General features: G+C 56.8%; 25 protein-coding genes. 17 read left to right on the top strand and 8 right to left on the bottom strand.

The window, feature by feature from the left end:
* Positions 1-419: 419 nt before the first annotated feature.
* From LOY26_RS26745 to LOY26_RS26725, 5 genes are all read left to right on the top strand, one after another.
* Entirely contained in the window at positions 420-1,382 is a 963-nt protein-coding gene (locus LOY26_RS26745) for a hypothetical protein (RefSeq protein ID WP_060519787.1), read from the top strand.
* Complete coding sequence (locus LOY26_RS26740; protein WP_165961575.1) at positions 1,379-3,388, top strand: transposase; 2,010 nt, start codon at positions 1,379-1,381, stop codon at positions 3,386-3,388. The genes LOY26_RS26745 and LOY26_RS26740 overlap by 4 nt, the downstream gene beginning before the upstream one ends.
* Positions 3,385-4,716: a hypothetical protein gene (locus LOY26_RS26735; RefSeq protein ID WP_060519786.1), complete on the top strand. Its 1,332-nt coding sequence runs from the start codon at positions 3,385-3,387 to the stop codon at positions 4,714-4,716. The genes LOY26_RS26740 and LOY26_RS26735 overlap by 4 nt, the downstream gene beginning before the upstream one ends.
* 264 nt (positions 4,717-4,980) lie before the next feature.
* On the top strand, positions 4,981-6,279 hold the full coding sequence (locus LOY26_RS26730; protein WP_060519785.1) for a HEPN/Toprim-associated domain-containing protein: 1,299 nt from the start codon (positions 4,981-4,983) through the stop codon (positions 6,277-6,279).
* Positions 6,280-6,472: 193 nt separating this feature from the next.
* Positions 6,473-6,949 (top strand): DUF488 family protein, encoded by a 477-nt coding sequence (locus LOY26_RS26725; RefSeq protein WP_060519784.1) that lies wholly within the window; start codon positions 6,473-6,475, stop codon positions 6,947-6,949.
* Here LOY26_RS26725 and LOY26_RS26720 read toward each other — a convergent pair.
* Entirely contained in the window at positions 6,906-7,646 is a 741-nt protein-coding gene (locus LOY26_RS26720; RefSeq protein WP_197864294.1) for a hypothetical protein, read from the bottom strand. The genes LOY26_RS26725 and LOY26_RS26720 overlap by 44 nt on opposite strands.
* 503 nt (positions 7,647-8,149) lie before the next feature.
* Between LOY26_RS26720 and LOY26_RS26715 the strand changes: the two genes are divergently transcribed.
* On the top strand, positions 8,150-8,338 hold the full coding sequence (locus LOY26_RS26715) for an AbrB/MazE/SpoVT family DNA-binding domain-containing protein (RefSeq protein WP_060519780.1): 189 nt from the start codon (positions 8,150-8,152) through the stop codon (positions 8,336-8,338).
* 105 nt (positions 8,339-8,443) lie between these two features.
* Here the strand turns inward: LOY26_RS26715 and LOY26_RS26710 are convergent, their stop codons facing one another.
* From LOY26_RS26710 to LOY26_RS26685, 6 genes are all read right to left on the bottom strand, one after another.
* Positions 8,444-8,899, bottom strand: a complete 456-nt coding sequence (locus LOY26_RS26710) for a DUF411 domain-containing protein (RefSeq protein ID WP_060519778.1) — start codon at positions 8,897-8,899, stop codon at positions 8,444-8,446.
* Entirely contained in the window at positions 8,889-9,671 is a 783-nt protein-coding gene (locus tag LOY26_RS26705; protein ID WP_060519775.1) for a cytochrome c, read from the bottom strand. The genes LOY26_RS26710 and LOY26_RS26705 overlap by 11 nt, the downstream gene beginning before the upstream one ends.
* A gap of 10 nt (positions 9,672-9,681) precedes the next feature.
* The gene (locus LOY26_RS26700; protein ID WP_060519774.1) at positions 9,682-10,797 is read right to left on the bottom strand and encodes a copper resistance protein B; all 1,116 of its coding nucleotides are present in this window, start codon (positions 10,795-10,797) and stop codon (positions 9,682-9,684) included.
* The gene (locus LOY26_RS26695) at positions 10,787-11,110 is read right to left on the bottom strand and encodes a hypothetical protein (protein WP_019470286.1); all 324 of its coding nucleotides are present in this window, start codon (positions 11,108-11,110) and stop codon (positions 10,787-10,789) included. The genes LOY26_RS26700 and LOY26_RS26695 overlap by 11 nt, the downstream gene beginning before the upstream one ends.
* 14 nt (positions 11,111-11,124) lie before the next feature.
* Entirely contained in the window at positions 11,125-13,038 is a 1,914-nt protein-coding gene (locus tag LOY26_RS26690) for a copper resistance system multicopper oxidase (protein ID WP_060519772.1), read from the bottom strand.
* A 181-nt stretch (positions 13,039-13,219) separates the two neighbouring features.
* Positions 13,220-13,426: a co-regulatory protein PtrA N-terminal domain-containing protein gene (locus tag LOY26_RS26685; RefSeq protein ID WP_060519770.1), complete on the bottom strand. Its 207-nt coding sequence runs from the start codon at positions 13,424-13,426 to the stop codon at positions 13,220-13,222.
* 165 nt (positions 13,427-13,591) lie between these two features.
* Between LOY26_RS26685 and LOY26_RS26680 the strand changes: the two genes are divergently transcribed.
* The 7 genes from LOY26_RS26680 (at position 13,592) to LOY26_RS26645 (ending at position 22,848) form a co-directional block, all read left to right on the top strand.
* Entirely contained in the window at positions 13,592-14,269 is a 678-nt protein-coding gene (locus LOY26_RS26680; RefSeq protein ID WP_060519766.1) for a heavy metal response regulator transcription factor, read from the top strand.
* Complete coding sequence (locus tag LOY26_RS26675; protein ID WP_060519764.1) at positions 14,269-15,675, top strand: heavy metal sensor histidine kinase; 1,407 nt, start codon at positions 14,269-14,271, stop codon at positions 15,673-15,675. Before LOY26_RS26680 ends, LOY26_RS26675 begins: the two co-directional genes overlap by 1 nt.
* 470 nt (positions 15,676-16,145) lie before the next feature.
* Positions 16,146-17,396 carry a TolC family protein gene (locus LOY26_RS26665; RefSeq protein WP_060519761.1) on the top strand — a complete coding sequence of 417 codons (1,251 nt, stop codon included), beginning with the start codon at positions 16,146-16,148 and terminating at the stop codon, positions 17,394-17,396.
* Positions 17,393-18,856 carry an efflux RND transporter periplasmic adaptor subunit gene (locus LOY26_RS26660; protein WP_101195989.1) on the top strand — a complete coding sequence of 488 codons (1,464 nt, stop codon included), beginning with the start codon at positions 17,393-17,395 and terminating at the stop codon, positions 18,854-18,856. Before LOY26_RS26665 ends, LOY26_RS26660 begins: the two co-directional genes overlap by 4 nt.
* A complete protein-coding gene (locus LOY26_RS26655; RefSeq protein ID WP_060519757.1) occupies positions 18,853-22,011 on the top strand; it encodes an efflux RND transporter permease subunit in 3,159 nt (1,052 codons plus the stop codon). Before LOY26_RS26660 ends, LOY26_RS26655 begins: the two co-directional genes overlap by 4 nt.
* Positions 22,008-22,361, top strand: a complete 354-nt coding sequence (locus LOY26_RS26650; RefSeq protein ID WP_060519755.1) for a copper-binding protein — start codon at positions 22,008-22,010, stop codon at positions 22,359-22,361. Before LOY26_RS26655 ends, LOY26_RS26650 begins: the two co-directional genes overlap by 4 nt.
* A 160-nt stretch (positions 22,362-22,521) precedes the next feature.
* Positions 22,522-22,848, top strand: a complete 327-nt coding sequence (locus LOY26_RS26645) for a four-helix bundle copper-binding protein (protein WP_101195988.1) — start codon at positions 22,522-22,524, stop codon at positions 22,846-22,848.
* Positions 22,849-22,983: 135 nt separating this feature from the next.
* On the opposite strand, the gene LOY26_RS26640 is transcribed toward LOY26_RS26645, so the two are convergent.
* Positions 22,984-23,316: a DUF2790 domain-containing protein gene (locus tag LOY26_RS26640; RefSeq protein WP_039614978.1), complete on the bottom strand. Its 333-nt coding sequence runs from the start codon at positions 23,314-23,316 to the stop codon at positions 22,984-22,986.
* A gap of 733 nt (positions 23,317-24,049) precedes the next feature.
* On the opposite strand from LOY26_RS26640, the gene LOY26_RS26635 reads away from it, so the two are divergent.
* Genes LOY26_RS26635 through arsH form a run of 4 tightly spaced genes read left to right on the top strand, consistent with a single transcriptional unit; the run spans position 24,050 to position 26,939 of the window.
* Positions 24,050-24,406 (top strand): metalloregulator ArsR/SmtB family transcription factor, encoded by a 357-nt coding sequence (locus tag LOY26_RS26635; RefSeq protein WP_060519748.1) that lies wholly within the window; start codon positions 24,050-24,052, stop codon positions 24,404-24,406.
* A gap of 27 nt (positions 24,407-24,433) precedes the next feature.
* Positions 24,434-25,717 carry an arsenic transporter gene (locus LOY26_RS26630; RefSeq protein WP_060519746.1) on the top strand — a complete coding sequence of 428 codons (1,284 nt, stop codon included), beginning with the start codon at positions 24,434-24,436 and terminating at the stop codon, positions 25,715-25,717.
* A gap of 14 nt (positions 25,718-25,731) precedes the next feature.
* Positions 25,732-26,202 (top strand): arsenate reductase ArsC, encoded by a 471-nt coding sequence (locus LOY26_RS26625; protein ID WP_031314387.1) that lies wholly within the window; start codon positions 25,732-25,734, stop codon positions 26,200-26,202.
* A gap of 23 nt (positions 26,203-26,225) precedes the next feature.
* A complete protein-coding gene (arsH, locus tag LOY26_RS26620) occupies positions 26,226-26,939 on the top strand; it encodes an arsenical resistance protein ArsH (protein WP_060519744.1) in 714 nt (237 codons plus the stop codon).
* The last annotated feature ends 2 nt before the right edge of the window (positions 26,940-26,941 follow it).

The raw sequence follows: 26,941 nt of genomic DNA, 5'->3' as shown, positions 1-26,941 counted from the left end.
GTAACATACCCTGCTAAGCGAAGCGCTTTAAAATGTGCACACAGATACGTGTACACCCAGCGAATCCATTGCAGATAGCTGCTAACTATGTCCTAGATTCTTAACACGTATGAATAATAAGGAAGTATTGAATGAAATCTGACTAGTTAATTAGCGCTAGAATTCAGATAGACAAAGGCCCAAGTGCGACCTTGGGCCTCTGTGGATAAGTCAGAATTTAGCGACCTGACCTTTCCATTGTCTATTCCGAACATGCGGGACGTCAAGTCCTGCAGGGCTTCGTTCATCCACAAGAAGGTGAGCGTTATCCACAACCCGCACTCTTGGGTACGCCCGGGAGGCAAGGGCTATAGGGGCATCCAGCAAATTATCCCCAGGCTGGATGACGATCCTAGGTCCGTAGACATTGGACTGTATTGATGACTTTGCAGGAGAGATTTGCCCTCATCAGGAGCCGACAAGCTCACTTCGCGTGGGGCGATATCTACACGCCTTCGATTTTAGCGGTTCCACGAGAAGCCCCTAAGGGCTCTCGTATCAGCAGAATGAATAGCCGGAAGCTCGGCCGTGCGATTCACTCGCTGTCCACCCCAGAAGCGGTGTTCGCACAGCTCGCGCTCTTCCATCCTCAGCTGCTCGATATTCACGAGCAGAAGATGCTGTGGCCATATCACGCCCCGCATCCATTGCACGGGCATCCACTCACCAAAGGACATTTTTCTCATCCTGTCACTGGGACGATGGAAATTGCCAAGCAAATTGGCTTCAAGCATCACCAGGTGGTGATTACCACTAAAGCTGGTAGCCGACAGAGAATGCCCTTTCCCTATCAGGGGGACCTTTTACTGTATTTGATGGGTTCAGATGGGAAACCCTACGCGGTCAATTGGACGGTGAAGGATCAAGCTCATGCCTTCAGCGAGAGGCGCTACTCAGCAGCCAAGACCCCTAATCAGCAAAAAAAGGACCGTGATCATGCTGAGCTACGCACAGCCCTAGAGCAACTGCATTACGCAAGCGGCGGTATCAGGACCGTGCAAATGTCTTTGGATCGTCTGGACCCGATCGTCATGGGCAATCTCGATCTGCTATTTCCGATGCATGGCTTGCCGCTGACCCACGACCCCGAGCTGCTCAGGGAGTTTAGCGCTGAGATTGAGGGCGCTGTGCATGCTGGGGCCTTGATCCACCCCATCATTTACCGGTATGCAGCCCGATGGGGTAAGCGTGACCAGTTTATTGCGAAGGTCTACCAAGACATCTGGGACCGAAAGCTGCCAGTAAATTTCTTCAAGCCGATTCTGATCGACCATCCTCTCGATACCGACGGTGGTGATCTGCTGGCAGCCTACGGCAAATTTTTCTTGGAGATTGAGCCGTGATCACGGGCGCTAGGTTATTTGCGCCTGAAGGTTATCGGAGCCTTGTCAAAGGCCACTATTACCATTTCCTGAACAGTGATGCGGTCCACAACCGGGTGCGCTTGGTGGAGTTCAGTGATCTAGCGAAAGACGTGCGCACCACCTTGATCACCCTCACAAGGTTCGAGTTCGAAGAAGCGCTCGAAGCGGGTGCGCTGCTGGCGTCAGGGGAGACGGACAAATTTCCGCCATGGCTGGAACCGATTAAGGGGATCGCAATTTCAGATCGTGAAACGAAGCGGGTTTCTGCTAAGGAAACCTACGACCAAAAGGTCAACCGCCGTTTTCTGGCTATCTCAGGCCTGATGGTTCGTCTCCAGGAGGTTCTAGCCAGTGACGATCCGGACGCTGTAATTAACGCTCATGCCAAAAGCCAGTCGCCTCAGCAAAATGCAGCTCGCTTGAGGTTGTGGTTCTACACTTACATTACTTTTGGACAAAACAAGTGGGCTCTCATGCCTCCCCTGCACCGCATCGGGAGGTGGGACAGGGAGGGGCCGGGGAAATTACGCAGGCTGGGCCGGCCATCACCCAATGGCAAAGAGTGGGGTTACCGGGCCGATAGCGCCATGAGGGAAAGAATCCTTTCTGCGTATCTTAGGTTCCGTTCCGCTGACAAAACATATAGTCAAGTTTACCGAAAAATCCTTACAGAGGAATTTGGTTGCGTTTCCGTTGAACGAAATGGAGTAGCATTTTTCATCAATCGTAAAGGGCACCCATTTCCAACTATTGACCAAGTGCGTTACTGCATCGAACAACAAGTTAGCGCTAAAGAGAAATCTATTGGCGTAAGAGGTAAACAAAAGACCCGCGACCAGAGCGGCAGTTTGGGCAGTTTCTCAGAACGCTTGACGAATCTAAATCAGCAGGTCGAGTTTGATGGTTACTACATAGTTGAAAAACTTTCGGGCCTGACAGAGGGTAGCCCCGTTGACGGATTTTGCGTCGTTCGTGCCGTGTGTGGATTGTCCGGAATGGTGGTTGGCATTGGATTTGCCGAAGGTAAAGAAACCAAAGAAGCTTATCGGATGTGTCTGTTTTCCATGGCTGTCGACAAAGTATGGTTTTGTGGGCTTTTCGGAGTAACCATCAAACCGGACTGGTGGCCCTGCGAAGGCTTGGCAGGTGGGCTGGTGTTTGATCGAGGTCCTGCAGCAGCCCTGGACACGGAGCCTGAGATCCACTGGCTAGGCACACTTGAAAATACGCCAGTTTTTTCTGGCCAGTCTAAAGCTACGGTTGAGTCATCGCACCCGCGAGCAAAATCCGACCTCGATCAACCCACCTATGTTCATAGCACACTGAATTTTGTCCAAATGGCCCGCAGGGAGATTCACCAAGTCCTGAAAGACAACCGGTCGTCTGACGCAAGTGGCCGCATGGAAACCGAAATGTATTGGTGCGGAATAAAGCCCACCCCGCTGGGTATCTGGAATTACTGGGACAGCCGCTTCCGTAATTCTGCAATCGGGATGCAGCAAGAGGTTGCCATAAAGAGCTTCCTGTCTGTGCACCCGGCCGTTGTACGTCAAGACGCAGTCTATCTGTACGGGCGCAAGTATAGGTCTGTTGATTTGATCAATACCGGGATATTTGATCGAGTTGCTAGGAGCAGCGTTATTGAAGTTGATGTATATGTACTGACTATGTGCGTTCGGCATATATGGATTGAGGTAGGAGGCACACTGTTCGAACTGGACTTTGTAACGACGCAAAGGACCGTTGACGGTGATCGGGACATATCATTACGTGATCTTCAGTCACTAGATGCCTTAAGGCGAAAATCTCAAACTTTGCTTCGTAATGAGATGCCGGCAATTCATCAATTTCACGATGATAGATTCAAAGAAGATACCGGTGAAGAGTGTAAAGGTGGCGTGAGAAGAATTGGTCGACCACCTAAATCGGCATCTGCGCAGCGAGATACAGATGACTATGATCGATTCCGAGGTAAAGCCAAATGAATGAGGCCATTGCGAGTTGGTTCGACGGCTGCCAAACGGCTGATCAGGTCCGCCAGATCATCACGCGTCGACCTGAGCCATTGGAAAGTCTGTACGAAATTGAACCTCGGTTGGCGGCAGAGGTGCTGTCTCAAGCATTGCGTGAATCGTTCATTCCCAACGCATTTACGATTGAGTTCATCCAGGAGATGGTGGGGCGCGCAGCGCTGCATGCGCGAGCATTGTTCTCTTCTGAGCGCGAGTACGCCCGAGGGCTCTATGAAGCACCTGCAGTCGATGCTGTGCCGGTGTGTTTTACAGGGCTTGCAGGGGTTGGGAAGAGCCAGACCATTGCTGCGCTGCGCAAGGTTCTGCCTGGCCCCGTTGATCTGTCCTGCGATCACTTCCAGGGTGAGCTACCGTTGCGGTCGCATTGGTATGCAAGCGCCCGAGGTACCACCAATGCTAAGGCCCTTCTTCGAGAGTTCGTTGAGTTGCCTCTGTCGCGACTGACCGTTGCTGAGCTGCTGAGTGAATGCCGGCGTAGGGCGAATCGTGATGGGGTATCGTTAGTCATCCTGGATGAAATGCAGTACATCCAAAAGGGGCTTGGTGCAGCGAAGGTTACCGATATCCTCTTGAACATGGCTGGTATCGGTCCGCCAATGGTCTACGTGTGCAATTACAGCTTGGGTCACAAGTTGTTTGAGAGAAACAATGAGGATCAGCAGCGCTTGCTGACGGACCCAAGAATCATGCTTCCCGATGAGCCTGGCAGTTCCGACTGGAAAGCTTTCATTGATGAATGTGTTCGCGTGGGCAATGGCGCGATTCGCGGTAATCAGGGTGAATTGGCAAGGGAAATTTACCGTTGCACCTTCGGTATCAAGCGCCTGGCGGTGGAGTTGTTGAAGCAGGCGTACATTGAGTGCCGCAGTGCAGGCCGTCATGCGGCCTCCCTTCAAGACATCGGCCATGCTTACCGCTCAGCGGCTTACACGTCCAGTGCCAAACAGGTCGAACACCTTCAAAAATTGGCTCTGGGTGGTCGGGTGTCCAAACAGCATCCAGACCTGCGGTGTCCGTTTGACCTGCCAGCCGCGTTCACGTCCAACGTAGTGAAATTTGCGCGAGCTGAACGGCAGGACCGAGTCACCCAGAAGGTTTTCGACTCATCGCTCACTGCGTCGGAACGATCTGTAAAAAAGCAACTTGATGCCTCAGCGAATGCTCTGCAGAAGCCGACTGCGCGCCCGCGGCGGACTCCGGTTGAGGAGCTCTCCGAGGAAGAGCAGGCCAAAGCTTTCTTTGCCTTGATGGAGGACGACAAGGACCCCAAACCCAAGTGATGGTGTGGCGAAGAATTCCGTTCGCGGGCCCTATGATTGCTGGCGTGTAAACCTATTTTTTTCACTGTTAACCAGAGTGGTTTACAGTGAAAAAAACAGGTTTACACGCCTGAGTTAGCGAGGGGCAGGTACACCAGGATAGAGCACCTGAGCTCGGATGCATCTCCGACGCCGCTGAAATGTGCTATCACGTGCCAGTACAAGCATGTCCAGATTCGCGTCATGCATTGGCGTTAGACAGTTAACTCCAGGTACAAAGATCTTATGAGCACACCAATTACGCTGTCTGTGGGTAGCCTCGATCTCACATACAACACTGGCTATATGGGCATGGATCACGGGATGCTCTATCAAGAGTCCGACCGCCAGTACCGTCGGCACGAGGGCATCGACTACGACTACGCTCATAGCCCTGAAAGTCTGGAGCAAATGGAGCTGTGTTTTTGCCGGACACTTGGTTCGATGGTGTCACGGTTGGAGCTGCTCGGATACACATTGGCGGCGGTGAGGTCGGAATACGAAAATCAGGTCGTGCTCGACAGAGACCAGTTCGAGGAATACCTGCCAGGTGAGCGTCGATCCGACCGTTTGACTTTCGATCAATTTATCGACTTCATCAAAGCGTACGCATTGCGAGACCTAAAAAGCGACTATGTCGCCAGCTACGATTCCGATCATGCACAGGGCCGGGGCCGCTTTGCGGCTGATCCAGCGGCATCTCTACTCCCGACGGGAGTGTTTGATCGAGACATCGGAGGCTACTCCGAGCGCAGCCATTTCGGCTCAATGTTAGGATTTCTGAGCCCATATGCAACTCTGCGAATCCTTGCCGAAAACCCCGCTAATCTAGGTGAAGATGTCGTCTGGGATTACGGCAATTTTGTGGATGCAGGATGGGCTAAAAATGAGGATTTCATTGGGAACGCACGTCGGACCCAGACCTATTTGATAGCGACTGAAGGCACTTCTGATACCCACATTCTGAAGCGGGGTCTGGCGCTGCTCCGCCCGGACATCGAGGATTTTTTTCGATTCATTGACATCGAGGAGCGTCACCCATTTTCCGGTACAGGTAATCTGTCCAAGTTCGCCGAGGGACTGGTCAAAATTGATGTTCACAATCGCGTGGTCTTCCTGTTCGATAACGACGCCGAAGGAGTGGATACCTATAAAAATCTACTCAAACGCTTTCAATTCCCAGTGAACATGAAAGCTATGGTTCTTCCTGACTTGGACGAGCTGCGCGAGTTTCCGGCGAAAGGCCCGTGTGGTGTTGCCAACGCTGACATCAACGGCTGCGCGGCCGCTATCGAGTGCTATCTCGATCTCAATCTTAAGGGGCGACCCCCAGCGCAGGTGACCTGGACGAATTACAAGGAGTCGTTAGGTATTTATCAGGGCGCCCTCGATTTCAAAGATAGCTACGCAAAGGCGTTTTATGAAACCACTCAGGAGGATGTTGAATCAGGTGTGTATGACGCGAGTAAGCTCCGATCCGTGATAGCGGCGCTTCTTGAGGAATGCACTGGTTTGGCTGCTGCGATGCTCTATTCGAAGTCCTAAACCTCAATAGCCTCTCGGCGAAGGCGCTTCCACCTAACGCGGACCGAGATGATTTCTGGCCCCTACCATCCGCTCGTCGCTACCTCTTGGAGATGGCCATCCATCCAATGCCCATGGGGTACAGCATGGCTAGAATGGTATAGTCTCTCATTTATTTGCAGAACAGCCGCAGGAAGCCGCTGGGAGATTTCACATGGCGATCTACACCGCAGGCTATGAAGGGTTGTCTATCGACGCCTTCATCGCTCGTCTTAAGCAAGCTCAGATCGACAAGGTTCTGGACGTTCGCGAGTACCCTCTGTCCAGAAAGCCTGGTTTCTCCAAGAAGGCTTTCGCCCAGTGCTTGGCGGATGCAGGAATTGCCTACGAGCATTCCCCTCCCTTGGGTTGCCCAAAACCGATTCGAAACCGCTATAAGGTCGATGGCGATTGGGGGGTCTATGCGCGCGACTTCAGGGCTTACATCCGTACCCGGATGGACCTTCTGGAGAACCTGACAGCTGATGCCTCAAGCCAGCGCATTTGTATGGTTTGCTACGAAGCTGACGCGAATTTTTGTCACCGCAGCCTTATCGCCGAGGCTGCGAGTGAATTGGATTCATCCCTGGATACGCGGCATCTGCCTCTCAAAATAGAGAAATTTGCTGATTTGCTTCGGGCGGTTGCTTAGGTGGATAGATGAGACTGATGATAAGCCACTGTTGCGGAAATCGATGAATCGTTCCCATTAGAAGCATAAGATCTTTTCCTGGTAACTCGACCTCCAGCTTCTGTCGAAACGGCGCTTCCCAGCCGTTAGGCCCATGAGCTCGGCGCATGTTTCTGTACAGCTGGCTTGCCTCCCAGTCTACGATCTTGTGCTTATAAATCTTTACCTCACCATCAAGTACTGACTCATAGCTGTAGTAGAAATCGAAGGGCACCTTCTCTAGGCGCTTGATGCTGGCTTTGACATCGTCCTGATCGAATAAACCGGGCTGGCGCTGCAGTCTCTCCAGTTTTTCAAGCTCCTCATCAGTCCAGCTTTCTGACGCGGCTTTACGGATCTCTAATCCAATAATTCGCTCAGGCTTGATCAAGCCGAGCGTGACATTGGAATTCTGTCGAGCCTGCTCCAGAGCCTCAAAACTGTCGTAGATGGGCAGCTTGCTAAGCATTTCCCTCCTTCGAATCCACGCTTTCGAGGTTGGAATAATGTCTTGGGGCTGAATCGTATCCACGCCAATCTTATGGCTTTCAGGTCGGTGATCGTTGGAGCTTTTTTCGATGGAGGCTTCGATCCACTGCCACTTTGAAAATCGTTGATCATCAGTGACCAGGCGGAACGGTACAGGGTAAAGACGGATCAGATTGCCTGCCTCGTCCATCCCCGCAACGCACGAAGTCTCTGTATAGGCAGCGCTGGGTGACGGGTATGTTTTGCATAGGATTAGTATGCGAGCTTTCCTTCTCATACAGGCACGTCCTTATTGTACTGCTGATACTGTAGCGACCAGAGCGTAAACTGGCCATATGATATCGCCCTGTCCCGACAAACCTCATCCATGTGCGGCTGCCACTGAGCGTCATCACCAAGAGCGAGCAATTCAGGCATAGCTGCTGCTAGGGATTGCCTAACCGGGCTGCACCGCAGAAAGATTGAACGCAGCTTCGGCACGAACTTGCCGTCCGATTGAAGCGGACGAGCTACGCACCGTTTGGGGTTGCGGCCCCTTTCGATGTTCGTCGATGGGATCTAGCTCAGTCGCAAGGGGCTTCCGGCGTACTGAACACTCCAACAAAATGGCATTTGCAAAGCTGCTTGAGCAAATCACCGCTTGCATGGCTGCTGGAGTATGATGGGGACTGGTAGCTCTGGCAGGAGAGCCCAATGACTGAATCAGCGCGCACCACGGTAAAGTGCCTGGATCCCGGCGACGGCTCCGGCGATGTGATTGTGGAATTACCTGACGACATTCTGCGCGAGCTCGGGGTCACGACGGGCGACAGACTCTCCATAGAGCTCATCAACGGCGATATCGTACTCAAGCCAGTCCGCGAGCGCCGCGAATCTGATTAGCTACGCGTTGCAGGCCCTCTGTGTCGTCGTGTTGAGCTGATGAAGCTTTCTAGCGGGGATACATGGGACGGCAGTCAGCCTACTGCCGTCCTTCTGGTCGGTGCGTTATTTGGCTGGATAGTTGGCGACTACTAGGTCCGCGCCGCTTTTGGTTAACCCAATGACTTGGTAGGCATGGCTTACGCCATCAACCTCCATGCCTGGGGATCCAGCTGGCATTCCTGGCACGGCGATCCCGACCAGATCGTTCCGCTCCTTGAGTTCTCGAATCTGCTCAGCTGGCACGTGACCTTCAACAAACTTTCCATCAATCACGGCTGTGTGGCAGGACGCTAACCGTGGCGCTACGCCCAGCTTCTGTTTCACTGCGCTCATGTCCGTCTCAATATGGTCGGTCACTTTGAAACTATTGGCTTCCAAGTGCGCGATCCATTTCTTGCAGCAACCGCAGTTCGCGTCTCGGTGAACGTCGATGGACAAAGGCTCGGCAGCGTAGGCCGCTGAGGTCACCAGCAGCCCAGCGATAGCGGCTAGACGAACGAGTATCCGGTTAGTTGGCATGAGTGTGCTCCTTACCGTCTTTGTGAACATGCGTCTTTGTCGACGATTTCGGGTGGGCGTCCGAATGGGCTTCGGCCGCATTGTGGTCACCGTGATGATCTGCCGCTTGGGTGGCGCCTGCGGGTGGAGCTCCATGGTCGTGAGCTGCCTGGGCATGATCGTTGTCTGCCGCTTCGTCGTGATCGCCATGCTCGGCATGCCCGCTCCCGCCGTGCTGGCCCTCATGGTTATGCATATCGCTTTCGCCGCCGCCGTGCTGATGGCCACCGCTCGTGGCCACCAAAGCCTTGTACTGCTCGGGATTCATTTCGGGAAGTTGATCCAGGAACGCGACTATTCCCCAGATGTACTCATCACCCATGCTCTTGCCCCAAGCGGGCATGCCGGTGGCTTTGATGCCGTGCTTGATCGTCCAGAATGCGGCAGCCGGTTCGCCTCCGACACCCACCTTGGTGAGGTCAGGTGGCGACGGGTATAGCGCTTGGCTAAGTTCTGTCTTTCCAACGCCAGGGGCGAGGTGGCACCCAATGCACATGGCGTTGTAGTTGCCTGCGCCTGCCTTGATCAACGCAGCGTTCTTCAGGTCAGGCACTTCAATGTCTCGCGCTCGAACCTCAATCGACCGGTCGCGAGCCATGGCGAGAAACGAATGGACAGCCGGGAAGTGAGGATCATCGGCGCCGACATTCACCAAGCCGAAATACGCGGTGCCCAATACCGCAGCACTTCCGACAGCACCGGCCACAAGCAGCGTTGTAATTGTTCTTTTCATGTTGGAATTCTCAGAACCACATCCTGATACCGGCAACGAAGCGTGCCTCATCAACATCTCCACCCTCGTCTCGGATGAAGTCAGCGGTGTTGCCGTAGGAGCGGCTCCAGGTAACGCCTATGTACGGGGCAAACTGGCGGACGATTTCATACCGTAGACGCAGCCCGACTTCGGTATTGGCCAGACCCGATCCAACACCGCGCTCAGGATCGTTCTTGCCATAGAAGTTCGCCTCGGCCGTGGGCTGCAAAATCAAGCGATTGGTCAGCAGGATGTCGTATTCGCCTTCAAGACGCGCAGCAGTCTGGCCGTTCTCGCCGATGAACGCCGTAGCTTCGGCCTCGAAGTCATACAAGGCCATGCCCTGAATACCAAAGGCTGCCCAGGTCTGCGGTGATTCCGGTTTGAAATCCTGACGGACTCCGGCGACCACGTCCCACCAAGGACTGACCGAGCGCCCGTATAGCAGTTGCAGCTCAGCGTCTTCGGTTACCCCATTGGTGCGCTCGCCTTCCGAGCGAACCCAGAGTCGATTGATGTCGCCGCCTACCCAGCCTGATGCGTCCCAGGCCAGGGTGCTGCCCTCATCGGCGTCTTGGTATTCGAGCTGGTCCAACAGGAAGAAGCTGTTGATTCCGCTGTCGTGCACCTGGTGGCCACCCAAAGGCGGAAAGGCTGCCTCGCGGTCGGCATCAGTGAGCACTGGAATCGGCGTGCGACTCGTTGTGGTCGGAGAAATCGCTGAACCATGATTCATCTGGGAATGGTCCATGCCCTTCATCGAACCGTGATCCATGCCCTTCATGTTTCCATGGCCCATTTTGCTGTGGTCCATCTTGCTATGGTCCACCGGGCTGGATTTGCTCTGGCTTTGAGCATGCTCCATCTGGCTGTGATCAACAGGGGCAGGCTGTTTCTGCTGTTTGCTCACCCCCATCTTGCTGTGATCCATCGCCGGCATCGATTCGGACGGAACAGCATCCATTTGCATGGAACCGTGCCCCATTTTCGAATGATCCATGCCCGAGTGATCCATTTCTTCAGCGGCGAAGCTGGGCGTTACGCCCAGCATGCCGATTGAAACAGTCAGGGCCAGCAGCGAAGGCCGCCCAAGGCTATTGACCATCTTTCCCTGCCTTAGCTTTGTCGCTGCCATGCGATTCCATCATTTTGTCGTGGTCCATGCCTTCCATCGAGCCATGGTCCATCCCCTTCATCGAGCCGTGGTCCATACTTTCCATGGACCCATGGTCCATGCCTTCATGGTTCATCCCCTGACCCTGCTTGTCCTGCGAACCTTTGGCTTTACCGGCCTCGGTAGATTTCTGGGAATGCTGATCATGGTTGTCGCTGGACCACGACGACGGGGCATAAACAGCCAACATGCCGACCATCGCAGCAGAGAGGAAAAAGGCGCTTCGTTTCATTGGTTTGCTCATCTCAAATCTCCAGCTCATTCGTCCACACGGACTTCTCGGAACATGCCCATTTCCATGTGGAACAGTAGGTGACAGTGATAGGCCCAACGTCCCAAGGCATCTGCGGTGACGCGATAGCTTCGTTTTGAGCCAGGTGGCATGTCGATGGTGTGCTTGCGAACCATGAAGTTGCCGTTCTCGTCCTCCAGATCACTCCACATACCGTGGAGATGGATGGGGTGAGTCATCATGGTGTCGTTGACCAAGGTGATGCGAAGACGCTCGCCATATTTCAACCGCAGCGGTTCAGCATCAGAGAATTTGATACCGTCGAACGACCACGCGAACTTCTCCATGTGGCCGGTAAGGTGCAGTTCGATTGTGCGTCCAGGCTCTCGACCATCGGGATCGATGAAGGTGCTCCGCAAATCGGCGTAGGTCAGCACTCGGCGCCCGTTGTTGCGCAGGCCAATTCCCGGATCGTTCAGCTTCGGGGTCGGCGACATGGTCTGCATATCGACCAACGGGTTGTTTGTCTCGGAAGCCGGATGGCTCTGCATTGCACCGCTCATGCCGGCCATGCCCTCATGACTCATCCCAGCCATCGTGCTGTGATCCATGCCGGCCATGTTGCTATGGTCCATTCCAGCCATCTTGCTGTGGTCCATGCCGGCCATGCTGCTATGGTCCATTCCAGCCATCTTGCTGTGGTCCATGCCGGCCATGCTGCCATGGTCCATCCCAGCCATCTTGCTGTGATCCATCCCGGCCATGTTCCCCTGGTCCATGCCAGCCATGCCGCCGTGATCCATTCCGCCCATGCTGCCGTGGTCCATGCCCATATCGCTCATGGCGATGATCGGGCGTGGATCTACCTCCGGCACGGGCGCTTGCAAGCCTTCACGAACTGCCAGGGTGCCTCGGGAGTACCCGGTACGGTCCATGGATTGCGCGAAGATTGTATAGGCCTGCTCGTTTTCAGGTTCGACGATGACATCGTAGGTTTCGGCAACGGCGATCCGGAACTCATCGACCGATACGGGTTTGACGTACTGGCCGTCGGCAGCCACAACCGTCATCTTGAGCCCAGGAATCCGGACATCGAAATAGGTCATGGCCGAGCCGTTGATAAAGCGCAGGCGGATCTTCTCGCCGGGCTTGAAGATACCCGTCCAGTTGCCGTTCGGAGCCTGGCCGTTCATGAGGTAGGTGTAGGTATACCCGCTCACGTCAGCGAGGTCGGTGGGGCTCATCTTCATTTCAGCCCACATCTTCCGATCCGCTACAGCGGCCGACCAGCCTTTCTCGCTCACATCGTCAACGAAGTCGCTAACAGTGCGCTTGTGGAAGTTGTAGTAGTCAGATTGCTTCTTGAGTTTGGAGAGCACCCGCGCCGGGTCTTCATCCGTCCAATCGCTGAGCATGACGACGTAATCACGGTCGTACACAAACGGCTCCGGATCCTTGGCATCGATCACCAACGCCCCATAGACCCCGGACTGTTCCTGGAAGCCTGAGTGGCTGTGATACCAGTAGGTGCCGTTCTGGTGGACCTTGAACTTGTATTCGTACATGCCATCGGGAGCGATGCCGTGGAAGCTCAAGCCCGGCACACCGTCCATGTTGGCGGGCAGGATGATGCCGTGCCAGTGAATGGAGGTGTCTTGTTTCAGCCGGTTGCGTACGCGCAGTGTCACGGTGTCGCCTTCGCGCCATCGCAGGATCGGCCCTGGCACCGAACCGTTGATGGCCATGGCCGTGCGAGCTGCACCCGTGATATTGACGGGGAGTTCGCCGATATACAGATCGAAGTCCGTGCCGCTCAGCACGTTCGGTTGGCCAGGGCTGGTCACGGCCCAGACCGGCGCGCGCCACATGCCGAGCCCACCCAGAAGTCCGGTAGCGGCCAGGCCTTTGACGAAAGATCGTCTCGTGGTTTTGCTTTGCATGCCGTTGCGTCCAGTCAGGTAGATCGCTGATATCCAGGCTGCTCGATGGGGCAGCCCTTGGGTTCATTGGAGCTCTCACCAGTCTCGTAGACTTTCGTCACTGCGCGAGGCTGATGAGAGGCCGTAGTCTGAAACTGCCATAGTTCAGATTCCGGGGTGATTACATTTCTGTAAGCTGGGATCAGCAGCTTTCGTGGCCGGCATGCTTGCTGGACTGGGCGGCAACTGGCGCCTGCTCTTTCTTCTCCTGCGCAACTTGGAATGCCTGCATGGAGCTTTGGCGAGCCGCTTCCATCCGCGCAAAGGTCCGGTCCGCGCCGCCCTCTGCCAGGGCGATGCCTGCCATGCCGAAGGTAACGACCATCACAATTGCTTTGACCATGTTCATCTGGAGATCCTCAGTGGGTTCTGCGCCTCATGGCGTCAGGTACAGGGTCAAGTTAGCTTCGCGGTGCTGTCAGAAAACTGATCTCGACATTACTTTTCCGTCAGCTTCTGGTTGGGCGTCTTTTTTCCTGCAAACTGGAGATGCACCCCGCGTGGATGAGAGCAGATGAAATTACTCGTAGCCGAAGATGAGCCAAAAACCGGTGTCTACCTCCAGCAAGGTCTGACAGAAGCTGGCTTCACCGTTGACCGGGTGATGACAGGCACTGACGCCCTGCAACAGGCACAGAGCGAAGCGTATGACTTGCTGATACTCGACGTGATGATGCCGGGGCTCGATGGCTGGGATGTCCTGCGCAAGATCCGTGCGGCGGGTCAGGATGTGCCGGTTCTTTTCTTGACGGCCCGAGACGGCGTAGACGACCGCGTGAAAGGTTTGGAACTGGGCGCTGATGACTACCTGGTGAAGCCCTTTGCGTTCTCGGAGCTGCTGGCTCGGGTTCGCACGTTGTTGCGCAGAGGCAACGGTGGTGCTGCTCAAACCACCATGAAGATGGCAGACCTTGAGGTAGACCTGCTCAAGCGTCGAGCTACGCGAAACGGCAAGCGGATCGACCTTACCGCAAAGGAGTTTTCCCTGCTGGAGCTGCTCATGCGCCGACGCGGCGAGGTGCTCCCCAAGTCGCTGATCGCTTCTCAGGTCTGGGACATGAACTTCGACAGTGACACCAACGTGATTGAGGTAGCGATTCGCCGACTGCGGGCCAAAATAGATGACGACTTCGCGCCAAAGCTCATCCATACCGCCCGAGGCATGGGCTACATGATGGATGTGCCCGAGTGATGCGCCCGCAATCATCGCTCGTCAAGCGACTGACCCTGATGTTCATGTTCGCAGTGACTGCTGTCCTGGTGGTTGCCGGGGTGGCTTTCTACGGGCTCAGCCAGCACCATTTCCGGATGCTGGATGAGCAGGCGCTTTCCGAAAAGCTGGAGTCAACGCGTCATATCCTGTCCATCTCAGCAGCGCGAGGCGGGCTCCACGATCAGGAGCAGCAGCTGCGGGCATTGCTCGGCGCACATCAGGATTTGTCGGCGAAAATCACCAAGGCTGACGGTACGGTCCTGTTTTCAGACCCCAAAGCCTCCCAAATTCCCCAGCGGTTCGAGCAGGCGCACCGGGGTGCGGTCTGGGAATGGCAGGATGAATCGCAGAACTTTCGCGGCATTACCGCCCAGCTGACCATTGCAGGCGAGCCGGAACCGGTGACGGCCGTGCTGATGCTCGATGTCACCACTCACGCCCATTTCTTTGTCACCCTGCAATGGTGGTTCGGAATTGGCCTGGTGATCAGCGCGATTGTAAGCGCAGGCTTGGGTTGGGTCGTGGCCAAGAGTGGGCTTCGGCCTGTTGGGCAAATCACCAAAGTGGCCACCGGGATGTCGGCAAGATCGCTCCGCGAGCGCATTCCCCTGGAGCCCGTGCCGCTAGAGCTTCAGGAGCTCATCCTGTCTTTCAACGGGATGCTGGGACGGTTGGAGGATGCATTCGTTCGGTTGTCCAACTTCTCTGCCGATATCGCTCACGAGTTGAGAACGCCAGTCAGCAACCTTCTGACCCATACTGAAGTGGTGCTCACCAAGAAGCGTGACCTGGATGCCTATGAGGAGAACCTCTATTCGAACCTGGAAGACCTCAAGCGTATGTCGCGCATGATCGACGACATGCTGTTCCTCGCCAAGGCGGATAACGGTCTGATCGTCCCTGAGCAGATTGATGTGGAGCTCTCCGACCTCGTTTCCAAGCTGTTCGAGTACTACCAGTTCCTGGCTGAGGATCAAGGCATCCAGCTGACCCTACACGGGCAGGGTAAGGTTCGTGGCGATCGCCTGATGATTGACCGAGCGCTTTCCAACCTTCTATCCAACGCGTTGCGCTACACCCCGGAAGGTAACGAGATATCAGTGCGAATCGAGCAGACGCCTGAAAGCGTGACGCTTTCCGTGCGTAACAGCGGGGTAATCATCGATTCCCAGCACATTGGCAAGATCTTCGACCGATTCTATCGAGCCGATCCAGCCAGGCGCGAAGGCGGCCCAAGCAATGCAGGCCTGGGTCTGTCGATAACCCGCTCTATCATCGAGGCTCATAGCGGACGAATCTGGTGTACTTCAGCGGAGGGTGTCACAACCTTCTTCATCAGTCTCCCAGCCTCTAAGCGGTGGGTTAGTGCAGCCCCAACCCCTTAATGCTGAACTCATCCCGGTAATCTATACTCGCCCATCATGAATCGGTTCATTCGACTGCTCACCATCCTGATGCTTATCGTGGCGCTTCCGCTTAACGGGATGGCGGGCATCGATTCGGCGACTGAACCTTGCCCAATGCAGACCATGGGCATGGAAATGATGGCGGGTATGGATCATGACTGCTGCCAGGACCAAGACCTGGGCAAGGCCGGCGATCACGCCAAATCCTGCAAGGTCGGCCAGGAGTGCAGGACTGCTAGCACAGTGCAGCTCAGCTTCCTGACGCCTGGGCTGACCTTTGCCAAGCCACGACCTGCCGATACCTACGCGGTAGGCATAGCGACAGGCTCTCCCCCCGATCCATGGCGGCCTCCCCGCGTCTGATTCCCTCTTAATTTCACACCGTCGTTCCGCCTAGCAGCGGGGCGATGGCACGCGCCTGGGCGCTGATCTTTCGAGGAATCATTTTCATGACTCCCCAACGTTTTCAGGGACGGATAACCACGGCCGTCCTGTTCATACTGCTGCCGGCTGTCTCGGCACAGGCTGCAACGCTGTCGCTGGATGAGGCGCTGCAACTGGCTGAACGCAACGCTCCCTCTCTACAGGCCCGCCAGGAGCAGGCATCAGCTGCGCGCAGCGCAGTCATTCCAGCGGGCGAACTACCCGATCCGCGCCTGAATCTCGGGGTACAGAACCTGCCGATTGAAGGCACCGACCGCTGGAGCATGAACAGAGACTTCATGACCATGCAGGTGGTTGGCCTGTCCCAAGAAGTACCGAACCGGGACAAACGCAAAGCTCGCATAGAGACAGCGCAGGCCACGGTCGAGCGAGCCGATGCCGAGGCGCTGTTCGAACGGCTGAAAGTTCGGGCGGCAACCGCACAGGCTTGGGTGGCTGCATACACCGTGCAGCGAAAGCTTGAACAGTTCGACGCCTTCTACAAAGAAAACCAGCTGCTGGCTTCCACGGTGCGGGCCAGCCTGGCCGGAGGCGCAGGCTCAACGGCCGATACGTTGGCTCCCAAACAGGAATTGGCACAGTTGGACGAGCAGAAAGACGTTCTGTTGAGTCAGTCAGCTCAGGCGCGAGCCGCGCTGAAGCGCTGGATTGGGCAGGACGCCGAAGTGGGCGCGCCGACGTTCCCTGTCTGGCCTGTAGATGCAGCTGAATACTTGCACTCCGTCCATGCCCATCCGGAGCTCAATACCTACAACGCCATGACACGCGAGGCTCAAGCCCAGGTACACCAGGCTCAGGCGGAAAAGAAATCGGATTGGTCCTGGGGGGTGGATTATCAGCGCCGTGGTCCGGACTTCAGCAACATGGTCAGCCTGCAAGTCAGCTTCCAGTTGCCGTTGTTCACCAGCTCCCGGCAAGACCCAATGATTGCGGCACGACGCGCACAAGTTCGCCAATTGGAAAATGAGCAGGACGCTGCCCTGCGCGAGCATCAAGCTCAGCTTGAAACAGACCTTGCCGAGTACCAACGCTTGCAACGGGCTGTACGGCGCAGTCGCGAAACACTTTTGCCCCTGGCCGAGGACCGGGTACGCCTCGCTCTGGCGGACTACCGCGCCGGTAATTCGCCGTTGAGTGAAGTGCTGTCGGCACGCCGGCAGCGTGTGGAAGCGCTGCTACAGGATGTGGACCTGCAAGGACAGTTGGCGGCAACAGCAGCGCGTCTGCATTTCGTTTATGGAGAGGTGCGGGCATGAGGAATAGGTCGATTGGTTTGCTCGTGGCTGCTGCCCTTGCTATTGGGATAGGCGCGGGCTTCTGGCTAGGTGGAAGAGGTGCGTATTCCTCATCCCAGCCAGTAGGTGAGGAAAAAAAAGCGCTGTACTGGTATGACCCGATGTATCCCCAGCAGCACTTCCCGGCGCCCGGAAAATCGCCGTTCATGGACATGCCGCTCGTGCCCAAGTATTCGGATGACACGGCTGGCGAGGAGCAGCCTGCGGTTCAGGTCTCGGCTGGGCTCCAGCAAAACCTTGGGATTCGATTGGCGACGGTGACGGCTGGCCGGCTAGAACGGACCCTGAGTGTGAGCGGCGTTCTAACGTTCGACGAACGCGACTTCAGCGTATTGCAGGCCCGGACTGGCGGCTACGTCGAGCGCGTCTATGGTCGAGCGACGGGCGACATCGTTGCCAAAGGGGCTCCTCTAGCCGATGTGCTAACCCCGGAGTGGGCTGGTTTGCAGGAGGAATACCTGGCGCTGCGGCATTCCGGCGACACGCAGCTGACGGCGGCGGCACGACAGCGGCTTGTGCTCGCCGGCATGCCGGCCGACCTGATCAACCGGGTCGCGAGCACTGGGAAGGTGCAGCTCTCGGTCACACTCTCCGCACCCACGGCCGGAGTCATCCAGGTTCTCGATTTGCGACCCGGAATGACGTTGACGCCGGGGGCTACCTTGGCGAGGATCAATGGAGTGGCCAACGTCTGGCTGGAAGCGGCTGTGCCGGAAGCCCAGGCTCAAGGTCTTCGCGAAGGCCAGCCTGTGCGGGCGCAATTGCCAGCGTTCCCAGGCGATCCCATACCGGGCAAGTTGACCGCGTTGCTCGCCGATGCCGATTTGCAGAGCCGCACGTTGCGCCTGCGTATCGAGTTGCCCAACCCGGATGGACGGCTTCGTCCTGGGATGACCGCTCAAGTGGCTCTCCATCCCGGCGAGTCTTCCGAGCAAAGCCTCTTGGTGCCTGCCGAGGCGGTCATCCGCACCGGCAAGCGAGACCTGTTGATGCTGGCTGAAGACGGTGGTCGCTTCCGGCCGGTGGAAGTCGTGTTGGGCCAGGAGAGCAGAGGGAAAGTTGCGGTGTTGCAGGGCCTTCAGCCAGGACAGCGCATCGTCGCGTCCGGGCAATTCCTGTTGGACTCCGACGCTAATTTGAAAGGCATCGAGGCGGCGACGGCGCAGGATAGTCAGCCTAATGCGGGGCCAGCCCTGCATGAAGCGGATGGCCGTGTCGTGCAGATAGACGGCACCCAGCTCACCGTTGCCCACGGTCCTTTCATCACCCTGGGCATGCCAGGGATGACCATGACCTTTCCTGTGGTTGATCAGTCTCTCCTTGATGGCCTCAAGGTCGGTGCGCAGATTCGCTTTGGCATACGCGAACGCGACGAGGGCATGGTAGTTGAGCAGATCAACGTGGTGGAGGGCCAACCATGATTGCCAAACTGATCCGCTGGTCGGTAGGCAACCGTGTGCTGGTGCTCCTCGCCACGCTGTTTCTGGTGGCATGGGGCTTCGTCTCGGTGCGTAGCCTGCCAATCGACGCCTTGCCCGACCTGTCGGACGTGCAGGTGATCATCCGCACGTCCTACCCAGGCCAGGCTCCCCAAATCGTTGAGAATCAGGTGACCTATCCGCTGACCACAACCATGCTCTCGGTTCCGGGGGCCAAAACGGTACGCGGTTTCTCCGCCTTCGGTGACAGCTTCGTCTACGTGCTGTTCGAGGACGGCACCGATCTGTATTGGGCGCGCTCACGGGTGCTTGAGTACCTGAGCCAGGCGCAATCGCGATTACCTGAGGCAGCCAAGCCGGTACTGGGCCCGGATGCCACCGGAGTGGGCTGGATTTATCAGTATGCGTTGGTCGATCGCAACGGCGGCCATGACCTGTCGCAACTGCGCAGCCTGCAGGACTGGTTCCTGCGCTATGAGCTCAAGACCCTGCCGGATGTCGCTGAGGTAGCCACCATCGGCGGTATGGTCAAGCAGTACCAAGTCGTCCTCGATCCGCTGCGCATGGCCAGCCTCGGTATCACCCAGGCTGAGGTGGTTGAGGCTATAGGCAAGGCCAACCAGGAGACCGGTGGCGGTGTACTGGAGCAGGGCGAAGCGGAGTTCATGGTACGTGCGGCCGGCTACCTGCGATCGCTGGATGATTTCAGAGCGATACCGCTGCGACTGGCTACCAAGGGCGTGCCGGTGACATTAGGCGACGTCGCTACGGTGCAGATAGGTCCGGAAGCCCGCAGAGGCATAGGCGAACTGGACGGCCTCGGCGAAGCCGTAGGAGGGGTGGTGATCCTGCGCAGCGGGAAGAATGCTCGTGAGGCCATCGGGCACGTCAAGGCCAAGCTAGAAACCCTGAAGAAAGGCCTGCCAGCCGGGGTGGAGCTTGTCACCGTCTACGACCGCAGCCAGTTGATCGACCGTGCCGTGGAGAACCTCAGTCACAAGCTGATCGAGGAATTCGTAGTAGTGGCGTTGGTATGCGCAGCGTTTCTCTGGCACCTGCGCTCGTCGTTGGTGGCTATCGTGTCGCTTCCCGTGGGAATCTTGATTGCGCTGATTGTCATGCGTCATCAGGGTATCAATGCCAACATCATGTCCCTTGGCGGAATCGCTATTGCCATCGGTGCAATGGTGGACGCTGCCGTGGTCATGATCGAGAACGCCCACAAACGTGTTGAGGCTTGGCATGCCCGGCATCCTGGTCAACCCTTGCGAGGCGAAGCGCATTGGAGGGTAATGACAGAGGCGGCCGTCGAGGTAGGACCGGCACTATTCTTCAGCCTGATGATCATCACGCTATCGTTCATCCCGGTGTTCACGCTGCAAGCCCAGGAAGGGCGTCTCTTCGCACCCCTGGCCTTTACCAAGACCTACGCAATGGCAGCGGCGGCTGCGCTATCGGTGACCCTGATTCCGGTGCTGATGGGGTACTGGATCAGAGGGCCACTGCCTGCGGAACAGCGCAACCCGCTCAACCGGGGCCTCATCCGGCTGTACCGTCCGGCATTAGAGGTCGTCCTGCGCCGGCCTCTGGTTACCCTCGCTGGAGCATTGCTCATCCTGCTCAGCAGTCTGTGGCCCTTGAATCATCTTGGGGGCGAGTTCCTTCCTCCGCTCGATGAAGGTGATCTGCTTTACATGCCTTCAGCCTTGCCTGGACTCTCGGCGCAGAAAGCTTCAGAGCTGTTGCAGCGAACGGATCGTCTGATTCGAACTGTTCCCGAGGTGGCCAGTGTCTTTGGTAAAGCCGGCCGCGCCGAGTCCGCTACCGACCCGGCACCGCTGGAGATGTTCGAGACCATCGTTCGGCTCAAGCCCAAGAGTGAGTGGCGTCCAGGAATGACCACGGAGAAGCTCATCGAGGAGCTTGATCGCACTGTGCGTGTGCCTGGGCTGACCAACATCTGGATCCCGCCCATCCGCAACCGCATCGATATGCTGGCCACCGGTATCAAGAGCCCAATAGGCGTCAAGGTGGCCGGCAGCGACCTAGACCAGATAGACCGGGCTACCCTCGCTGTGGAGCGGGCAGCGAAAAAGGTTCCTGGAGTGACTTCGGCGCTGGCGGAGCGTTTGACTGGTGGCCGCTACATTGATCTGGATATCGATCGCCATGCCGCTGCCCGTTACGGTCTGAACATCACCGACGTACAGGCCCTCGTGGCTGGCGCCATTGGTGGCGAAACCATTGGAGAAACGGTTGAAGGCTTGGCCCGCTATCCCATCAGCGTGCGCTATCCACGCGAATGGCGTGATTCCGTGGAGGCGTTGCGTCAGCTGCCGATCTACACCTCGCAGGGCGGTCAGCTGACGCTCGGCAGCGTGGCCCGCATACGTATCGCTGATGGCCCGCCCATGCTTAAGAGCGAGAATGCTCGCCCCTCGGGTTGGGTGTACATCGATGTGCGCGGCCGGGATCTATCGTCTGTTGTGGCAGACCTTCGTCAGGCGATCAACAGCGAGGTGAAGCTCGATCCAGGCATGAGCTTGAGCTACTCCGGCCAGTTCGAATACCTGGAGCGGGCGAATGCCCGTCTGGCCTGGGTGGTGCCGGCGACGCTGGCCATCATCTTCGTGCTGCTCTACCTGACCTTTGGGCGCCTCGGTGAGGCGTTGCTCATCATGGGCACACTACCGTTCGCGCTGACCGGAGGCGTTTGGCTGCTGTACCTGCTGGGCTACAACCTGTCGGTGGCCACAGGCGTTGGTTTCATTGCCCTGGCCGGCGTAGCGGCGGAGTTCGGAGTGATCATGCTCATCTACCTGAATAACGCTTGGGCTGAGCGTCAAGCCAAAGGCGAAACCACACGAACAGCGCTGCTCGACGCGATCCGTGAGGGCGCGGTGCAACGCATCAGGCCCAAGGCAATGACTGTGGCGGTCATCGTTGCAGGCTTGCTGCCCATCCTCTGGAGCAGCGGTACCGGCAGCGAGGTCATGAGCCGCATCGCGGTTCCCATGGTGGGCGGCATGCTCACCGCCCCCTTGCTTTCCCTTTTTGTAATCCCTGCGGCGTACTGGCTGATCCGTCGCCGCGAACTTGCTGTAACTACCCCCAACCTCTCAGGAGAAATCCAATGAAAAAGCTAATTGTCATCGCAGGCCTGGTCACCGCTTTTGCCACCAGTGTGCATGCCCAGGACATGGATGGTATGGACATGAAGAAAATGCCAGCCTCCGCCGAGGGGGGCCAAGGGAGCCAGGCGGCTCCCACTGCGCATGCTGAGGGGACAATAAAGGCGCTGGATCTTCAAAGCGGGAAAATCACCTTAGCGCACGGCCCGGTAGCAGAGCTCAAATGGCCGGCGATGACCATGGGCTTCCAATCTGAGCCTGCACAGCTGAAGGGCTTGAACGTAGGCGACAAGGTGAAATTTGGGTTCCGCATGGAGGGAAGCTCCGCGAAAATCGTGAGCATCCAGAAGCAGTGATTGAAAAGCCTTGAATGATCGGGCACGCCTTCATACTGAGATGATTCGGACAAGCTTACAGAAATGTAATCAATCTTCAGGAACCCCTCAGGTCGAACGCTACATACCGTCATGAGACGGTGCACTGGCATCACATCGACCCGATACCGGAGATATGATCATGAACAGTAGCTTTGATGAATGCATCTCGGAATGCCTGCGCTGTGCGCTGGCCTGTGAAGGCTGCGCGTCAGCCTGCCTGCAAGAGCAGGACGTAAAAATGATGGCTGACTGCATCAAGTTGGACAGGGATTGCGCAGATATGTGCAGGCTGGCGGCTACCTTGATGGCACGAGAAAGCATGCTCGCCAAGGAATTTTGTGCGTTGTGCGCCAGGATTTGCCGCGCCTGCGGGGAGGAGTGCAGTAAGCACACGGCAGACCACTGTCAGCATTGCGCACAAGCCTGTTTGGCCTGCGCACAATCCTGCGAAGCAATGGCTGCCTAATTAATTTCGACCGACCGTCGTTCTTTTGCAAAGTACTTAGGGAAGACCTCGGTCGGTCGATCACAAGCCCCCTGGCGGCCGATCAGCTGGCGCTACTGGTGATCAGCTGACTTCAAGAATTAACCTGTGCTTCGGTCAGTTTTGACCCCTGCAGTTAATTCCGGCAGTGCGATATTCAAGGATTTTCAGCTCTCCTGTTGAGTCCTCGTAATTCATCTGTGCCGGCATCACGTCGCAGCTGCCGTTGGTCGAAGTCCTGCTGATGACTCTCGCCACGTCCAGCTTCATTCCATAGCGATAATGGATCACCTCAGGTGGCTTTTTTCCATTGGCCGCTGCGTATGCACGCATAGCCTGCTCATTCGCCTGAATCATTTTTCCGTGCAAACGATCAGAACCTCCTTCGGAAAAAGCGGATGAGGAGGCGATTAAGAGAAGTAGGCCGGCGATGCATTTGGCTTTGATCATTTCAATTACTCCATGAAAACATGACTGCAGCCTAAGGCCCGGTAGCTGTCATCCATGTGATCCAGGCATTACATCTTTGTAAGGCTGTGCTGGGTTGACAGCGCTATTCCCTCATAGACAGTTTGCGGGTGCCTAAGGTAAAGCCGACACGGGACAGAGCTTTTCAAACTCTGCGGAGTTGGAAATCACCCTAGGGGCTAGGGATCGCTCTCTGCGCTCATATCCCCGAGCCTCGAATAAATCGGGCGCAATTGTGGTCCGCAGAGGCTTTAAGCCCCGTCGGCTTCGGCTATGCGTTCAAGTGCTCTAAGCAGCAAGGTACCGACCCCGGATCCTCTTTCCCAGGATCCACAACCAGCGAACGAATTAGACGAGCCTGGCCATCCTTCGATGCCCCATATCCCAGTTCCGTTTCTCCACGGTGAAAGGAATAGAACATGCGGTCGTGCTGCAGAAGGTCCGGGGTAGGCAAGCCGGCTGCGGAAAGATACTCATCCAACCCCTGGATCTGATCGGCACCAAGCAATCGGAGAGACATCTCAGGGTGGTTCATCGTGGACTCGATGGGAAGGGAATCAATATCCGGATAAGGGCGCGAACCCTGGATTTTGCCTCCTACTGTGACTCGGTCATCTGGTCAGTGAATTAATATCTGCTTTACCGTATATCTGAATGGTCATATATTCGAGCCTCCAGATATGAGCCGCCCGTGCTGCGTTCCCCAGGAGGTCAAATGCGGGAAACCCTAACCCCCCCCATCGTTTTTAAATGTCTCGCTGACGAAACACGAGCCCGGATGACCTTGCTGATCGCCAGTGAAGGCGAGCTATGCGTATGTGAGTTGACCTGCGCACTCGACCTCAGCCAGCCGAAGATTTCTCGGCATCTTGCTCAATTGCGAGAAGCCGGAATCCTCATGGACCGGCGGCAGGGACAATGGGTGTATTACCGCCTCAATCCGTCCTTGCCAGAATGGGTGCAGATGATGCTCAAGAGTGTTGTCGATGCAAACGCCCAGTGGCTAAGCGCCGATGCTGTGCGCCTTGCTGAAATGGGCGAGCGTCCACAAAGCCCTGCTGCTTGTGCTTGATTTTCACTTCGCTGACTGAGTTGAGCCATGTTCATCGCATTTTTGATTTTTCTCGCAACGATCGTTCTGGTGATCTGGCAGCCAAAGGGTCTGGGGGTGGGCTGGAGCGCTGGTCTAGGGGCGGTCGTGGCGCTACTGGCGGGCGTAGTGAATCTGTCTGATATCCCAGTGGTGTGGCAGATAGTATGGAACGCCACCGCAACGTTTATCGCTGTCATCATCATCAGCCTTTTGCTGGATGAGGCGGGTTTCTTCGAATGGGCAGCGTTGCATGTGGCCCGCTGGGGCAACGGCAGTACCCGCAAGCTGTTCGCTTTCATCATTCTCCTGGGAGCAGCAGTGTCGGCGTTATTCGCCAATGATGGCGCAGCGCTGATCCTGACGCCGATCGTTATCGCCATGCTGCTTGCCCTGCGTTTTTCCCCGGCGGCGACGTTGGCATTTGTCATGGCAGCAGGTTTTATCGCCGATACCGCGAGCCTGCCGCTGGTGGTGTCCAACCTGGTGAACATCGTTTCCGCCGACTACTTTGGCATCGGTTTCAGCGAGTACGCCTCGATCATGGTGCCGGTGAACCTGGTCAGTATCGCCGCCACGCTGGGAATGCTGCTGTGGTTCTTCCGCAAGGACCTGCCGCGAACCTATGAACTCGACCAACTGAAGGCTCCCGAAGCCGCTATCCGCGACAAGGCGACGTTCGTTGCCGGCTGGTGGGTGCTTGCGCTGTTGCTGGTCGGCTTCTTCGCCATCGAGCCGCTGGGCGTTCCGATCAGCGCCATCGCTGCTGCCTGTGCGCTGATCCTCTACCTGATCGCTGCGCATGGGCACGTGATCTCAACCCGCAAGGTGCTCAAGGACGCGCCTTGGCAGGTCGTGGTGTTCTCGCTTGGCATGTACCTGGTGGTCTATGGCCTGCGTAATGCCGGCCTCACCGACTACCTGACGCAGATCCTCAATGTCTTCACCGGCTACGGGGTCTGGGGCGCATCCCTCGGGACGGGGCTGCTCGCCGCTGGCCTGTCGTCGGTCATGAACAACATGCCCACTGTACTGGTAGGAGCTTTGTCGATCCATTCCGCCGAGGCCACTGGCATCGTGCGTGAGGCCATGATCTACGCCAACGTCATCGGCTGTGACCTCGGTCCGAAAATCACCCCAATCGGCAGCCTGGCCACCTTGCTGTGGCTGCACGTGCTGGCCCGCAAAAACATCGTTATCACCTGGGGTTACTACTTCCGCACCGGTATCGTCCTGACGCTGCCGATCCTGCTTGCCACCTTGGCCGCATTGGCCATACGCCTGAGCTTTTGAACCGGAGATATCTGATGAAAGTCTTGTTCATGTGCACCCACAACAGCTGCCGCAGCATCCTGTCCGAGGCGCTGTTCAATCATCTGGCCCCCGAGGGTATGGAAGCTGTGAGCTCGGGTAGCTTCCCAAGCGGCAAGGTCAATGAGCGGGCGCTGAAGACCTTGGAAGCCGCCGGTATCCCCACCGCTGGTCTTTCAAGCAAGGCCTCGGATGTCTTCGAGAGCTCTCCTCCCGACATAGTCGTCACCGTGTGCGATCGAGCTGCCGGCGAAGCCTGCCCGATCTTCTTCGGTCCATCGCTCAAAGCCCACTGGGGCCTGGCCGACCCTTCGGCGGTTACCGGCAGTGAGGCGGAAATCGAACAAGCCTTCCAGACCACACTTGCGAAGATCGATGAGCGCGTGCGCGCTTTCATTGCGCTGCCCTTCTCGCAACTGAGCCAGGACGAACTGAAAGCCGAACTTGCTCGCATCGGCGCGCTGTAGGCCCTGGATCAATGGAGACTGAAATGAACGACCACCTGCCAAATATCCAGCCAGAACTGATCGATCTGCCGTCGCTGGAGCGTCTGGAGCCGAAGGATCCCTCCACGCATAAACCACGCATCCTGCTGCTGTACGGATCGACCCGCGAACGCTCATTCAGCCGCTTGATGGTCCAGGAAGCTGCGCGCCTGCTGGAAGAGTTCGGCGCCGAAACCCGTATCTTCGACCCTTCCGGCCTGCCGCTCCCGGATGACGCTCCGGACTCCCACGAGAAGGTGCTGGAACTCCGCGAGCTGATGCAATGGTCCGAGGGCCAGGTGTGGTGCTCGCCCGAGCGTCACGGTTCTATGAGCGCAGTCTTTAAGGCGCAGATCGACTGGGTACCTTTGGCCATGGGCGCCGTACGTCCGACCCAGGGCAAGACATTAGCGGTGATGCAGGTTTGTGGTGGCTCGCAGTCGTTCAACGTGGTGAACCAATTGCGCGTGCTGGGCCGTTGGATGCGCATGTTCACTATCCCTAACCAGTCGTCGGTTCCAAAAGCCTTCCTGGAGTTCGATGATGCCGGGCGCATGAAACCTTCTTCCTTCTATGACCGGCTGGTTGATGTGATGGAAGAACTGACCAAGTTCACGCTGCTATTGCGCGACCGCCAGGATTACCTGGTGGATCGCTACTCCGAGCGCAAGGAGTCGGCGGAAGAGCTGTCCAAGCGAGTCAATCTGCGGTCCATTTGAGG

Source organism: Pseudomonas sp. B21-047 (assembly GCF_024748775.1).
Taxonomy (GTDB): domain Bacteria; phylum Pseudomonadota; class Gammaproteobacteria; order Pseudomonadales; family Pseudomonadaceae; genus Aquipseudomonas; species Aquipseudomonas capeferrum.
Note: the sequence above shows the minus strand (reverse complement) of the source record. Positions and strands in the feature narration are given on the sequence as shown.